The organism is Aliivibrio wodanis, assembly GCF_052920805.1.
Genome location: NZ_JBREXA010000002.1, coordinates 1,469,287 through 1,483,068, shown reverse-complemented (window position 1 = coordinate 1,483,068; position 13,782 = coordinate 1,469,287). Strand labels below are relative to the sequence as shown.

Annotated in this window: 14 protein-coding genes; 6 read left to right on the top strand and 8 right to left on the bottom strand. The window is 37.9% G+C overall.

Going from position 1 to position 13,782, the window contains the following annotated elements; all coding sequences use genetic code 11:
• Positions 1 to 16: 16 nt before the first annotated feature.
• The 4 genes from pth to lolB form a co-directional block, all read right to left on the bottom strand.
• Positions 17 to 607 carry an aminoacyl-tRNA hydrolase gene (pth, locus tag ACU5DF_RS14675; RefSeq protein WP_045101508.1) on the bottom strand — a complete coding sequence of 197 codons (591 nt, stop codon included), beginning with the start codon at positions 605 to 607 and terminating at the stop codon, positions 17 to 19.
• 179 nt (positions 608 to 786) lie between these two features.
• The gene (locus tag ACU5DF_RS14670) at positions 787 to 1,734 is read right to left on the bottom strand and encodes a ribose-phosphate pyrophosphokinase (protein ID WP_122036154.1); all 948 of its coding nucleotides are present in this window, start codon (positions 1,732 to 1,734) and stop codon (positions 787 to 789) included.
• A 38-nt stretch (positions 1,735 to 1,772) separates the two neighbouring features.
• Positions 1,773 to 2,639: a 4-(cytidine 5'-diphospho)-2-C-methyl-D-erythritol kinase gene (gene ispE / locus ACU5DF_RS14665; RefSeq protein WP_446713399.1), complete on the bottom strand. Its 867-nt coding sequence runs from the start codon at positions 2,637 to 2,639 to the stop codon at positions 1,773 to 1,775.
• Entirely contained in the window at positions 2,636 to 3,262 is a 627-nt protein-coding gene (gene lolB / locus ACU5DF_RS14660) for a lipoprotein insertase outer membrane protein LolB (RefSeq protein ID WP_446713398.1), read from the bottom strand. Before lolB ends, ispE begins: the two co-directional genes overlap by 4 nt.
• Before the next feature lie 167 nt (positions 3,263 to 3,429).
• Between lolB and hemA the strand changes: the two genes are divergently transcribed.
• The 6 genes from hemA to kdsA are packed head-to-tail and all read left to right on the top strand — an operon-like array spanning position 3,430 to position 8,747.
• Complete coding sequence (gene hemA / locus ACU5DF_RS14655) at positions 3,430 to 4,686, top strand: glutamyl-tRNA reductase (RefSeq protein ID WP_446713397.1); 1,257 nt, start codon at positions 3,430 to 3,432, stop codon at positions 4,684 to 4,686.
• Positions 4,687 to 4,724: 38 nt separating this feature from the next.
• Positions 4,725 to 5,813 (top strand): peptide chain release factor 1, encoded by a 1,089-nt coding sequence (gene prfA, locus ACU5DF_RS14650; RefSeq protein WP_446713396.1) that lies wholly within the window; start codon positions 4,725 to 4,727, stop codon positions 5,811 to 5,813.
• Positions 5,813 to 6,679 (top strand): peptide chain release factor N(5)-glutamine methyltransferase, encoded by an 867-nt coding sequence (gene prmC / locus ACU5DF_RS14645; RefSeq protein WP_446713395.1) that lies wholly within the window; start codon positions 5,813 to 5,815, stop codon positions 6,677 to 6,679. The genes prfA and prmC overlap by 1 nt, the downstream gene beginning before the upstream one ends.
• A 3-nt stretch (positions 6,680 to 6,682) precedes the next feature.
• The gene (locus ACU5DF_RS14640; RefSeq protein ID WP_045101514.1) at positions 6,683 to 7,066 is read left to right on the top strand and encodes a SirB2 family protein; all 384 of its coding nucleotides are present in this window, start codon (positions 6,683 to 6,685) and stop codon (positions 7,064 to 7,066) included.
• A gap of 2 nt (positions 7,067 to 7,068) precedes the next feature.
• Positions 7,069 to 7,881, top strand: coding sequence for a SirB1 family protein (locus ACU5DF_RS14635; RefSeq protein WP_045101515.1), 813 nt, complete (start codon positions 7,069 to 7,071; stop codon positions 7,879 to 7,881).
• Between the two features lie 11 nt (positions 7,882 to 7,892).
• Positions 7,893 to 8,747 (top strand): 3-deoxy-8-phosphooctulonate synthase, encoded by an 855-nt coding sequence (gene kdsA, locus ACU5DF_RS14630; protein WP_045101516.1) that lies wholly within the window; start codon positions 7,893 to 7,895, stop codon positions 8,745 to 8,747.
• An 87-nt stretch (positions 8,748 to 8,834) separates the two neighbouring features.
• Here the strand turns inward: kdsA and cobA are convergent, their stop codons facing one another.
• The 4 genes from cobA to nirD all read right to left on the bottom strand — a co-directional run bounded on the left by cobA (position 8,835) and on the right by nirD (position 13,767).
• Entirely contained in the window at positions 8,835 to 9,620 is a 786-nt protein-coding gene (cobA, locus tag ACU5DF_RS14625; protein ID WP_446713394.1) for a uroporphyrinogen-III C-methyltransferase, read from the bottom strand.
• Between the two features lie 170 nt (positions 9,621 to 9,790).
• On the bottom strand, positions 9,791 to 12,232 hold the full coding sequence (locus ACU5DF_RS14620) for a sensor domain-containing phosphodiesterase (protein ID WP_446713393.1): 2,442 nt from the start codon (positions 12,230 to 12,232) through the stop codon (positions 9,791 to 9,793).
• Positions 12,233 to 12,503: 271 nt separating this feature from the next.
• On the bottom strand, positions 12,504 to 13,322 hold the full coding sequence (locus ACU5DF_RS14615) for a formate/nitrite transporter family protein (RefSeq protein WP_446713392.1): 819 nt from the start codon (positions 13,320 to 13,322) through the stop codon (positions 12,504 to 12,506).
• Positions 13,323 to 13,437: 115 nt separating this feature from the next.
• Positions 13,438 to 13,767 carry a nitrite reductase small subunit NirD gene (gene nirD / locus ACU5DF_RS14610; protein WP_446713391.1) on the bottom strand — a complete coding sequence of 110 codons (330 nt, stop codon included), beginning with the start codon at positions 13,765 to 13,767 and terminating at the stop codon, positions 13,438 to 13,440.
• Between the last annotated feature and the right edge of the window lie 15 nt (positions 13,768 to 13,782).

Sequence of the window (13,782 nt, the reverse complement as noted above, 5' to 3'; positions counted from 1 at the left end):
GTAAACCTTATCTTTGTTATTCAGCTTTGAATGTATGTAAACGATTTTGTGCTTTACTTAATCCGTCTTTAAGCAAGATATCTAAACAGCGTGTAGACTCATCTACAGCAGCATCGATTAGCTCTTGCTCTTTGGTAGGCGCTTTTCCTAAAACAAAACCGGCAACTTTATCTTTATGGCCAGGATGACCAATACCAATACGAAGTCGATAAAATTCTTTCGTATTGGCTAATTTACTAATCGTGTCACGCAAGCCGTTATGACCACCGTGTCCACCACCTTTTTTAAATTTTGCGACACCAGGAGGAAGATCTAACTCATCGTGAGCCACAAGGATCTCTTCTGGTTTTATTTGGTAAAACTTAGCTACAGCAGCAATAGCTTTACCAGATAAATTCATAAATGTTGTTGGGATCAACAAACGAAGATCCTGACCATTTGTTTGAATACGACCAGTTAAACCGAAGAATTTAGATTCTTCTCGCAGGGATACATTATGTACACGAGCGAGTTCTTCAACAACCCAAGCGCCCGCATTATGACGAGTTCTTTTGTATTCAAGACCAGGGTTTGCTAGTCCAACAAGAAGTTTGATTTGATTGCTCAAAGACTTATCTCTCTATTTGGATACTAATATCATTAATACACTTATTTAGTGCCAATAGAACTAAAGACAATTAATGGTATTAGTATGTGCCATTAAAAAGGCGCGCCATATTACCACAAGAATCCCAAATACAAAAACGCCCCGCATAAGCAGGGCGTTTTATATAGTATTTGGTTTGATTAGTGATCAAACATTGCAGAGATAGACTCTTCATTGCTGATACGACGGATCGCTTCAGCTAGCATGCGAGAAAGGCTAAGTTCAGTCACTTTTCCTGTTGCTGCCATTTCTTTAGATAGAGTAATCGAGTCAGTAACAACCACTTGGTCTAATACTGAGTTTGCGATGTTTTCTGCGGCAGAACCAGAGAAAACAGCGTGAGTTGCGTAAGCAAATACACGTTTAGCCCCACGTTCTTTTAGTGCTTCAGCTGCTTTACACAGTGTGCCACCTGTATCGATCATGTCATCAACGATAACACAGTCACGACCTTTAACATCACCAATTAGGTTCATTACTTCTGAAACGTTAGCACGTGGACGACGCTTATCAACGATAGCGATATCAACATCACCTAATGCTTTAGCTGTTGCGCGAGCACGAACAACACCGCCTAAATCTGGAGATACAACAACAGGGTTTTCTAGGCCACGAGTACGCATATCATCAAGCAGTACCGGAGTACCGAAAATGTTGTCTACTGGTACGTCGAAGAAACCTTGAATTTGTTCTGCGTGTAGATCGATAGTTAAAACGCGGTCAACACCAACGTTTGAAAGCATATCGGCAATTACTTTAGCTGTGATTGGTACACGAGCAGAACGTACACGACGATCTTGACGAGCGTAACCAAAATAAGGGATAACCGCAGTAATACGACCTGCAGAAGCACGACGAAGTGCATCGATCATCACTACTAATTCCATAATATTGTCATTAGTAGGAGCACATGTAGATTGGATGATGAAAACATCACTACCACGTACGTTTTCGTTAATTTGAACAGCTACTTCGCCGTCAGAAAAACGATCTACAGTAGCGTCACCTAGTGAAATGTATAGTCGATCAGCGATACGTTGCGCTAGTTCAGGAGTTGCATTACCAGCAAATAGCTTCATGTCAGGCACGGTGGAAACCTCAGGGTTGCGTCCAAATTGTGAGAATTTTATATGTTGCATAATGATTTATACTCTTCCAATTGGCGGTTGAGTGGCGAAGTATTCATACCTCGGGCGATAAATCCTGTTGCATTATCAGGGATTAAGGAGTAAACGACTTGTGCATCTTTCTTACTGTTAAATTCAGAAAAAACACATGCGCCGGTTCCAGTCAATCTTGATGGCGCATATTCTAACAGCCATGAAAGTTGGTAATCAACCTCTGGATACACACTTCTGACAATTTTTTCGCAATCGTTTTCGTACGAAGCTTCTAAAAGCGCGCTAAGTGACTGTTTTGGTGTGTTTCTGGTCAGTTCTGGATGTGTGAACACATCAACCGTAGAAATACTGACTTTCGGTTTGATTAATACATACCATAACTCTTTAGGGGTGGCGTGCTGTAATTTTTCACCAATGCCTTCTGCAAAGGCGGAAAAACCGTAAACAAAAATAGGTACATCGGCTCCTAATTTAACGCCTAAATCGGCTAAAATCTCATTACTTAAATGTAGATCCCAAAGAAAATTTAGAGCAACTAGGGCGGTTGCAGCATTTGATGAACCACCTCCAATACCACCACCCATAGGTAATATTTTTTCAATTTCAATATGAGCGCCAAAAGAACATTGAGCATGTTGCTGAAGAAGCGTTGCGGCTTTCCAAATTAAATTATCTTCTGTTTTTACTCCAGGAATATCAGGATATAGGGTGATCTTTCCTGATTGATTGGGAGTTATTGTAAGGTAGTCGCATAAATCGATGAACTGAAACAGGGTTTGTAGTTCATGATAACCATTCTCTTGCTGACCATTAATGTAGAGAAATAAGTTTAGTTTTGCTGGTGAGGGCCAGCGAGTCGATGTTTTTATCATTGAGAAACAGTCCAATTTGAGGCAATGATTTTAATGGTGGTGTTCTGTTGAGTGAGTTTCATTGAATTAGGCAATAGTACGTTGTCTTTTTCGATATAACTGTTGTAGCGCAGATGCCAATTCGTTTGGCCAATTTGCTTTGCGAGATGCTCAACGGTGTTGAGTTCGTTGAGTTGGAAATTATCTGCATCAGTTGGCAAGCCTTTGATCCAGTCATTTAAATAGCCAATAGGAAGATTAAGACCTGTCAGGCTATACATGAGTCGACCGGGATCTCTACCTTCGAAGATTTGGCCATCACCGGTTTCAATAATGGTATGCCCATTATCTATAGTAACTTTTATAACGGTTTGCCCTAAAAATGTGGTGAGTAAAAGCTGGCTATTGCTTGATTTTTGCGTCCATTGAAAATTTAAGCTATGACGCTGTTCTGGGGATTGATAGCCAATTTTTCCCGCCACTTTATACTCTGTTATTGCTTCTAATTGAGCTTGATGCTTACCCCAATGAGTCGATTGTTGTGGGGTTAATGGAACACTAGAACAAGCGCTAAGAAAAAGCGAGAAAATGAGAATCACAAATGGAAGGCGGATAAAATGAGGAAACATTATTGAAAATCTCATGTTTAATCTGAAATAGATTTTAGGATTGTAGCAAATTGTTCGTACATTTGGAGTTAAATAGTGTTTATTCATCACTAATTTTCGGACAGAGTGACCTGATGCCTTTTAAAACTCGGTCGTATCAAGTAAAATTCGCCCTTGTTATTTTTTACTGGTCAGTTTGCCGAATGTCATTGCTTGTTATTGGAATCAATCATACGTCAGCCTCTGTTGATTTGCGCGAGAAAGTTGCTTTTTCTCCTGACAAATTAACCAGAGCATTAGACGAATTAAAAAACAGTGATGCAATTCAAAGTGGTGTGATCTTATCTACGTGTAACCGAACTGAAATTTACTGTGAAGTAAAAGTAGGGATCAGTAGTGGTTACGTTATTAACTGGCTTGCTGAGTTCCACCTAGTATCTTTAGATATATTGATGCCAAGTATTTATGTTTATGAAGAGCAAGCGGCAGTAAAACATCTTATGCGTGTTTCTTGTGGTTTGGATTCTTTAGTATTAGGTGAACCGCAGATATTAGGTCAAGTAAAAAAAGCCTTTGCTGATGCTCGTGAGCGAAATGCAGTTGAAGGAACCGTTGAAAAACTATTTCAAAGTGATTTTTCGGTAGCAAAACGGGTTCGTACAGAAACCAATATTGGTGGTAACGCCGTTTCAGTTGCTTATGCCGCGTGTATTCTGGCTCGTCAAATATTTGAGTCTCTTGCTGATTCTACCGTTCTTCTTGTCGGCGCAGGAGAAACGATTGAGCTGGTTGCTAAGCACTTAGATGCAGCAGGTTGTAAACAACTTATTGTTGCCAATCGAACTCGTGAGAGAGCGATGGGGCTTGCTGAACAATTTAATGCCGACGTTATTAGTCTTCCTGAAATTCCAGAATATCTACCAAAAGCCGATATTGTTATCAGCTCTACAGCCAGTCCATTACCTATTATTGGTAAGGGGATGGTTGAAAGCGCATTAAAACAACGCAGGCATCAACCAATGTTATTTGTTGATATTGCCGTCCCTAGAGATATAGAAGGGGAAGTTGCAGAGTTGAGTGACGCTTATTTGTATTCGGTAGATGATCTTAAGTCAATAATTGATCACAATATTGAGCAACGAAAAATTGAAGCGATTCAAGCAGAAGCGATCGTCAGCGAAGAGAGCGCTAGCTTTATGACTTGGATCCGCTCACGCCAAGCTGTTAATAGTATTCGTCAGTATAGAAATAATTCAGAAGCAATCAGAACTGAATTATTACAAAAAAGTATTCAAGCCTTGGCTTCTGGCCAAAATGTAGAAAAAGTATTGGCAGAGCTAAGTAATAAATTAACCAATAAACTCATTCATGCACCAACACTTGCAATGCAGCAGGCCGCCAAAAATGGTGAGCCAGAGAAACTTGCTGTAATCCGCTCAAGTATTGGTCTAGACAACTAAGTGTAGCGTTCGCTACCAACATAAAGAATAAATATTATATGAAAGCATCAATTCGAGTAAAACTGGAGACGCTGGTTGAGCGTTATGAAGAAGTTCAGCATTTATTAGGTGACCCTGGAATTATTGGAGACCAAAATAAATTCCGAGCTTTATCTCGTGAATACTCTCAATTGGAAGAAGTGACACAGTGTTTCCAAGCATATGAGCAAGCTCAAGAAGACTTGGTTGCGGCTGAAGAAATGGCGCAAGAAGATGATGCTGAAATGCGTGAAATGGCGCAAGAAGAGATTAAAGAAGCAAAAGCTGTGATTGAGCGTCTTACTGACGAATTACAAGTATTGCTTATTCCAAAAGATCCAAATGATGAGCGTAACTGTTTCTTAGAGATCCGTGCTGGTGCTGGCGGTGATGAAGCGGGTATCTTTGCGGGTAACCTTTTCCGTATGTATTCTCGTTTTGCAGAGAAAAAGGGCTGGCGCATCGAAGTCATGAGCTCGAATGTTTCTGAGCAAGGTGGCTTTAAAGAAATGATTGCAAAAGTAAGCGGCGATGGCGCTTATGGTGTATTAAAATTTGAATCAGGCGGTCACCGTGTACAACGTGTTCCTGAGACTGAATCACAAGGTCGTGTACATACGTCTGCGTGTACTGTAGCGGTAATGGCTGAGATCCCAGAAGCGGATCTTCCAGAAATTAAAGCCTCAGATCTAAAAATTGATACCTTCCGTGCGTCAGGCGCGGGTGGTCAGCACGTTAACACCACAGATTCAGCAATCCGTATTACTCACTTACCAACAGGTACAGTTGTTGAGTGTCAGGATGAGCGTTCACAACATAAAAACAAAGCAAAAGCGATGTCAGTTCTTGCTGCTCGTATTATTCAAGCTGAACAAGCTCGTCGTGCTGAAGCTGTATCAGATACACGTCGTAATCTACTAGGTTCTGGTGACCGTTCTGACCGTATTCGTACATATAACTACCCACAAGGTCGTGTTTCTGATCACCGTATCAACCTAACTATTTACCGCTTAAATGAAGTATTAGAAGGTGATTTAGCTGCGTTGATTGAACCTGTAGTATTAGAATATCAAGCAGACCAATTAGCAGCATTAGCTGAACATAACTAATGAGCCAATCTATTGATGCGCTATTAAAGCGTTCAATTCAATTGCTGCAACTTGAGGGGAGTGATTCTCCTCAAGTTGATGCGTCTGTTCTGTTGTGTCATGTTTTAGATAAACCAAGAAGTTATCTACTGACTTGGCCTGAAAAAGAGTTAATAGACGCAGAGCTTACTGCATTTGAATCACTACTTTCTCGCCGTCTCTCTGGCGAACCTATTGCTTATATCGTAGGTTATCGAGAATTTTGGTCATTACCGTTAAAAGTATCACCAACCACGTTAATTCCTCGCCCTGATACAGAACGTCTTGTTGAGGTTGCTCTCGACCACCTTGATGCATCATCAACAAAAGTACTGGATTTAGGGACTGGAACGGGTGCAATAGCATTAGCGATTGCCTCTGAAATACCAACGCTTAGTGTTATCGGTGTTGACTACCAACAAGATGCGGTTGAATTAGCGCAAAGTAATGCCAGAGATAATCATATTATGAATACTGAGTTTCGTCAGGGAAGTTGGTTTACTCCAATTAAATCCGATGAACAGTTTTCTATTATTGTGAGCAATCCACCTTATATTGATGGTAATGATCCTCATTTATCTCAAGGTGATGTACGGTTCGAACCTCAAACAGCATTAGTTGCGGAGCAAGAAGGCTTCGCTGATTTAATTCACATTATGGAACATAGCCGTACTTATTTGGTTGAGAATGGTTGGTTGCTAATGGAACATGGTTTTGAGCAAGGTAAGCAATTACGTACTTATTTTGAAGCGCATGGCTTTGTTAATGTCAAAACAGAACAAGATTATGCTGGCAATGACCGAGTTACATTAGGTCAATGGACAGTAAACACAGAGAATAAAGGATAATTCATGTATACCGCAGTTAAACATATTCATCTATTTATGGTCGCTTGTAGCGTACTACTTTTTGTCGTTCGTTATGCATTAATGATGGCTAATTCTGATCTTCGTAATAAAGCATTTTTGAAGCGCGTACCTCACGTTATTGATTCTGCAATGTTATTAAGTGGTATTGCGCTTATTTTTATTACTGGTTTTATTCCATTTACCGATTCTGCGCCTTGGCTAACAGAGAAAATAACTTGTGTAATGGTCTATATTGCATTGGCTTTTGTTACGTTGAATAACGGTAAGAACAAGGTATTCAAGACCTTTGCCTTTTTTGGTGCATTAGGATGGTTAATGGTTGCTGCAAAGATCGCTGTTACTAAAGTACCAACATTTTTGGGGTAATCATGCTTCAGTTACATGATGATAATTTAGATGAATTGAGTTTAGTTGAAGGTGCATTAGCCCTAAATTTAGCCATTAATGCTGATACTGATGAGCGTTGGGTGAAAAGTAAATTAGAGCAGCTGTGCTTAGATGCTGAGCAGATATTGGTTTATGAAGCGACAGATGAGAAGCGTTTAGAGAGGCTTATTCAACTATTTTATGTTGAGTGGGGCTTTCATGGTGATACTCAAACTTATTTCCATTCAGATAATGCATTTATTAATAATGTCTTGATAAATAAAAAAGGGATCCCGGTTACTTTAGGGGCTATTTTTTTATATCTTTGTCACCATATCGGTTTACCAGTTAGTGCTATCAACTTTCCAACGCAATTGGTTTTGAAGATTGAATGGCCAAATCAAGAGCCACAATATTTTAATCCATTTGATGGTCAATACTTAAGTCAGCATTTAATGACAGCGTGGCTTATTGGTTATGGTGGTCCACTTGCGACGCTTAAACCTCATCATGTTGAGGGAGTGGATAACGCGACTTTAGTTGGGCGTTTACTTGCAGTGATTAAAGCTGCATGTATTCGAGAGCGTAAATTTTCATTAGCTTTAACCTGTAGCGATTTGGCTTTAAATATTATGCCAGATGATCCCTTTGAAATTCGGGATAGAGGCTTAATTTATCAGCAATTACATTGTCATGACGCTGCAAAAAATGATTTAGAATATTTTATAGAGCAATGTCCTGATGATCCTTCTGTTAGGCTGATGAAAGAGCAAGTTCAGCTATTATTACAACAACACCCTACCGTTCTCCATTAAGAGTGAAGATAATGCAAAATCAAAAAACAGTAAAAATTGGTAATATTGATGTAGCAAATGATAAGCCGTTTACCTTATTTGCAGGTATGAACGTACTAGAATCTCGTGATCTGGCTATGCGTATGTGTGAAACATATGTAGAGATCACTGATCGTCTAGGTATCCCATACGTATTTAAAGCGTCTTTTGATAAAGCAAACCGTTCATCAGTTCATTCATACCGCGGTCCTGGTATGGAAGAAGGTTTAAAAATTTTCCAAGAATTGAAAGACACTTTTGGCGTTAAAATCATTACTGATATTCATACAGAAGCACAAGCACAGCCAGTTGCTGATGTGGTGGATGTAATTCAACTACCTGCTTTCCTTGCTCGTCAAACTGATTTAGTTGAGACAATGGCAAAAACAGGCGCTGTAATTAATGTGAAGAAACCTCAATTCATGAGCCCTGATCAAGTAGGTAATATCGTTGATAAGTTTGCAGAATGTGGTAACGAAAATATCATTCTTTGTGAGCGTGGTTCATGCATGGGTTATGACAATTTAGTGGTTGATATGCTTGGTTTTGGTGTAATGAAAAAAGCATCAAATGGTAGCCCAATCATCTTTGATGTGACGCATTCTCTACAGAATCGAGACCCAAGCGGTAAAGCTTCTGGTGGACGTCGTTCACAAACGGTTGAACTTGCGAAAGCAGGCTTAGCAACAGGTATTGCTGGTCTATTTATTGAGGCACATCCAAACCCAGATAAAGCATTATGTGATGGACCTTCTGCATTGCCATTAGATCAACTGGAACCTTTCTTGAAGCAAATGAAAGCGCTAGATGATTTAATTAAAGGTTTTGAGCACATCGATATTAAATAATATTGAGAGTAGCTAGATAAACTAAAGCCCAAGAGAGATAATTTCATTCTTGGGCTTTTTTATTGAATGTCTTGTCCAGAAATGTACTTATTCACCGTTTGAATCAGGAGTAAACCAATCTAGTTTGTGGTGTAGTGTTGTTACACTGCCGACAACAATTAATGATGGGCTAATGGCTTTTTTTGCCATATGAGCTAACTCAGAAATCGTTCCTGTAAATACTTTCTGCTTTTGTGTTGTACCGCGTTCAATAATGGCACAAGGGGTATCAGCAGCTAAACCATGTTTTATCAATTGAGTTGAGATATGTGGCGATTGTTTCAGCCCCATATAAAAGACTAAAGTATTGTTTGAACGAACTAAGGCATCCCATTCAATCTCAGCACCATCTTTTTGAACATGAGCAGTAATAAACTGAACACTTTGGGCATGGTCTCGATGGGTGAGGGGAATACCCGCATAAGAGGTTGCGCCTGCCGCCGCAGTAATGCCTGGAATTACTTCAAATTTAACGCCATTCTCAGCTAGAGTTTCTAACTCTTCGCCACCACGACCAAAAATAAATGAATCACCACCTTTAAGGCGAACAACGTGTTTACCTTCTTGTGCTTTATCTACCAGTATTTGATTGATTTTATCTTGTGGGACAAAATGGAAGTCTAGCTTCTTACCAACATAAATCATTTCAGCATCATCGTTTGCAAGTGCTAAGATTTCTTTAGAAACAAGACGGTCATATACAACAACATCCGCTTCTTTAATTAAACGGTAACCTTTCATGGTTAGTAGTTCGGGATCACCAGGACCTGCGCCAACAAGAGAAACAAGTCCGTTTTGTTTTTTCTGCTCAGATTGAGCTTGAATACTTGGCATAATGGAGTTCCTGCACAATTAATTTTTATGTAATACCAAACCATATACGTTTGATTATTTTGACTGAATTATCTATTTATCAATAGACTAGCGATATTATATCAGTCTTACTAAGTATTTGATCATTATTACTTTAAATCAATTGCAATAAATAGAAAACGAATATCTATTTATTGATTATTAAGATAGTTGATAATACTTCTACTATCTATTATCCCTGAATAATCGCCATCAGAATTAATACCAACCCAAGGGAATTGGCAGTTTTGTCTTATTTTTTCATGGATCTCATTGATGTTGATACTATCAGAAACTAGAGTTAGCGTGGCATCCATCATACTATTAGCTACTTTTGTTAGAGAACGATAATCCTGCATTGTTTCTCTATCAGTACCAAGTGATGGTGTTATATGTAAACTGAAGCGCTCGCGAGTAATAACCCCTACACATTTGTTTTCAACAATTACGGGCAAAGTACTAATAGTATTGTCATCAAAGAGGTTTTTAATATCATCGAGTGTATGAGTTGGTGATAGCTGAGGAGGTAAAATAAAAAGATCTACGTCTTCTCTTTTTGGCTTAACTAAGCGTGCAATTTTATCTTTTATATTAAGATTGGATGAAAGTCTTGATATAGGTTGAGGTTTTTCAAAGTAAAACCCTTGAATAAAGTCAATTTGTAAATCTTGTAAAATAGAGAGTTCTTCAAAATTTTCAACTCCCTCAGCGACAACTTTAACATTTAATGTATGCGCTAGAGCTGTGATCATTTTTACGATGTGGTAATCATGAGAACCAATAGCAAGGTTTGTTATAAAATCGCGGTCAATCTTTAATAAATCAAAATTTCCGTTCTTTAGGTACGAAAATGAAGAATATCCCGTACCAAAATCATCAATGGCAATTTTTATTCCTTCCTTTCTCAGTTCAAATAATAAGTTGTTATCTTTCTTTTCCCCATCAAAGTAAGCGGATTCTGTAAGTTCAATGGTAATATAAGGTAAGTGTTTACGATGTTTCTTAAAAAGAGAGATTAAATTATGCAAAATATGTTTGATTGTCTTATTTGAATTGAGGGATATATTAATAGTTAATTCAATATCTTGGCCAAATATTTTAATTAACTCTTCTCTACTACTAATTGACTTATCGGCAATGGCTAAATCTAGCTCAGTTACTAATTGTAAATCTTCTGCAACCCTTACCATCTCTTCAGTATCAAGTTGATGACCATCGTTATCTGTAAAGCGACATAAAGCTTCTAATTTACAGACTTTCCAGCTTTCAGTAGAAATAATTGGCTGGAAATAAACTTCCATTGATTTATTTAGGATTGATTCTTTAACAATATTTTCAAGGTTATCACGACGTTTTACCTTGTTATGAAGAGTACGGTTAAAAAAACAAATGTTACTATTATTCGAGGAGTGGTGTTCATACATAGCTTGCAATGAGTGCGATATTAATTTTTGTGGGTTTGATGCATCTAAACTGAATACGGAAACACCAATTGTACATTCTGTTATTTTTTTATAAACATCTGTATTGACACGTTCTTTTATTGTATTAAAGCGAGTACGAATCGCTTCATAAATAGAAAGTGAGTGAGGTTTGTTTTTTGAACGATGGTAAACGATCGCACTACTAAACACTGTTTTTTTTAAGAAACCCGCGATGAAGTTATCTTCATAGTAGGCTAAAGCGCTAGCAATCTGTTTTTTGCTTTCATATTCATTATTTTTGTTAAATTTAGGAACAAAAGAAATCACTAACAAACCTTGGCTATCTTGTAAGCTTTCAGCTAAGTGCTGAACTTTGACAGAGAAGTCTTGTTCATTAGGTAACTGAGTTAATAATTCTATGCCGCCATGTTCAACTCCGGCAACCCTATACAGCTTATCTGATAAATCGAGGGTGTAGCCTAAATAGTAAGTATTATTTTTAATTGATGTAATTCGTTGCAAGAGCAGCTCTTGAGGCTTTGCTATACCAGATTTGGTTTTACTTAGAATTACACCATTCCAAAAACCAAGTTGATTAACTTTTTGCCACATTTCTTTGAAAAATATACTACCGTGTTTGTCTGCATTGAAAATAGAGGTTTTTTTTCCAAGGAGTTCATCAATTGTATAACCCGAGATCTTTTCAAAATACGTATTACAAGCAAGTATTTGAGTTTTATCGTTAGTTATAATCATGCCATGATGGTCATTTTCGAAAAGTTGGTGAAAAAATAAAGACATATCTTCTTTAGTTAGTGATAGGCATAGTGGCATGACCATACCAGCTATTAAATCATGCGAAATTTTTTTTGCAGAAACTAAACCTAAAGTCATGTTATTACCAGTAGTCATACATGCTTTAATTGGAGGGGTATCATGTCCCTCTTTTAGTAAATTTAACATTGAATTGAATTGTGGTTGATCTTCCTGACTAAACAAGTTCAGAAATTGTTCTAACGAATTAATCTCAGTCTTGATATTTAATACTTCCTCCAAGACATTATTATCGATATGAAAAGTGTTAGTGCTAGGATGCCAAGTAAAGGAAACTTCTTTTTCTATGCATGAGTTAGTAAAGTTTTCTTTAGTAAGATTTAAAGTTGATGTCATTGAAAACCCCTATAAATATATATTTAGGGTGATCTAATTAACTATTTACTCAATAGTATATTTAAGTGTAATGATAAAATAACTAACAATCTCAACCCTTTATCTTACTTATACTTTAGCTTACAATTTTAGGTTATCAATAAAAAATCTTATAAGTGTGAATTAAACAATATTCTTTTATAAATATAATTAGATAAAAAAATCACCCTTAATACTTGATTAAGAGTGATTTAATTTGAATGAGTTATAACTAACTCTTCGTTATTTGTTTTTAGTTAGAGCTTAGAGATGGTGCTGTTTTTACGTGAGTTAGGTAAAGAGGTATACAAGTAAATAGTAGACCACCAACAATGTTACCTAAAATAGTTGGGATAAGATTGAAGTTTAACCATGTTGCAATGCCAAAATCAGCACCAAGAATCATACCCAGTGGGAATAGGAACATGTTTACGACTGTGTGCTCAAAGACTAGTGCGAAGAAGATGAAAATTGGGAACCACATCATTGCTACACGGCCAGATACTGTACGAGCTGTCATGTTGCCAATTACACCTAGACAAACCATTAGGTTACAGAAAATAGCGCGGACAAAACACGTGATCCAACCATCCATTCCCATATTTTCAAAGCCTAAGCTACGACCTGTCGATACAGCGATAAACTTTTTCGCAACCGCGTTTAGCTCTAGAGAGAAGTTGCCAGTTAGAGAAATCGCAACAAGATAAGCAACAATTAATGAGCCGATAAGGTTACCTAGGCCAACAAGACCCCAACAACGGAAAATACGACCCCAAGTAATGCCCGGGCGGTTATCGAATTTTGCTAATGGTGCAAGGCCAAATACACCTGTTACTAGGTCATAGCCCATTACGCTTAAAATAACAAAACCAACAGGGAAGACAAGTGCACCAACGATACCAACACCAGTTTGAACAATTGTCGTGATAGCAACAACAACCGCCAGAGATAAGATAATACCAGCCATTGTGCTTCGTATTAGAAGATCTCTAGTGCTTGTTTTTACCTTTGCTTCACCAACGTTAATCATTGTTTGTACAAATTCTGCTGGTTTAAAGTCAATAGTAGACATGAATGTGTCCTTATAAAAAATTAAAAGTTTAAATTGAATAGTGAAAGACTCGCTGTTTCTCGCTTTACAGCTGAGAAGCAGCAAGCCTTTAAGCTATTAAATCTAACGTAAGTAATTAAGCTGCGATTTCTACGGTGCCTTTAGTAACACGGGCTTTATACGCTTTAACGTTAAACTGCTCATCTTCCATACATACACCTGTTGTTAGATTAAAACGTTGCTTTTTAAGTGGACTTGCCACCCAAAGCTCACCTTTATGCTCAACAATTAAACCACGTGATAATACGTTTGATTGGAAGTATGGGTCTGTATTACAGATTGCCAGTACTTCATCGCCTTTTGATGGGCGAAACACTGCAATTTGCTCACCATTCACAAGAGCACAAACACCAGTACCTGGAGTGATATCTTCTAGCTGACAGATTTTTACGAATTTAGAAGTCATAATTTTTCTCTCGCT

Bases quoted from the DNA above. Each gene is read 5' to 3' on its own strand.
- ispE (WP_446713399.1), bottom strand. From the start codon at position 2,639: ATGATAAAAACATCGACTCGCTGGCCCTCACCAGCAAAACTAAACTTA.
- cobA (WP_446713394.1), bottom strand. From the start codon at position 9,620: ATGCCAAGTATTCAAGCTCAATCTGAGCAGAAAAAACAAAACGGACTT.
- lolB (WP_446713398.1), bottom strand. From the start codon at position 3,262: ATGAGATTTTCAATAATGTTTCCTCATTTTATCCGCCTTCCATTTGTG.
- ACU5DF_RS14640 (WP_045101514.1), top strand. From the start codon at position 6,683: ATGTATACCGCAGTTAAACATATTCATCTATTTATGGTCGCTTGTAGC.
- ACU5DF_RS14620 (WP_446713393.1), bottom strand. From the start codon at position 12,232: ATGACATCAACTTTAAATCTTACTAAAGAAAACTTTACTAACTCATGC.
- nirD (WP_446713391.1), bottom strand. From the start codon at position 13,767: ATGACTTCTAAATTCGTAAAAATCTGTCAGCTAGAAGATATCACTCCA.
- kdsA (WP_045101516.1), top strand. From the start codon at position 7,893: ATGCAAAATCAAAAAACAGTAAAAATTGGTAATATTGATGTAGCAAAT.
- hemA (WP_446713397.1), top strand. From the start codon at position 3,430: ATGTCATTGCTTGTTATTGGAATCAATCATACGTCAGCCTCTGTTGAT.
- prfA (WP_446713396.1), top strand. From the start codon at position 4,725: ATGAAAGCATCAATTCGAGTAAAACTGGAGACGCTGGTTGAGCGTTAT.
- prmC (WP_446713395.1), top strand. From the start codon at position 5,813: ATGAGCCAATCTATTGATGCGCTATTAAAGCGTTCAATTCAATTGCTG.
- ACU5DF_RS14615 (WP_446713392.1), bottom strand. From the start codon at position 13,322: ATGTCTACTATTGACTTTAAACCAGCAGAATTTGTACAAACAATGATT.
- ACU5DF_RS14635 (WP_045101515.1), top strand. From the start codon at position 7,069: ATGCTTCAGTTACATGATGATAATTTAGATGAATTGAGTTTAGTTGAA.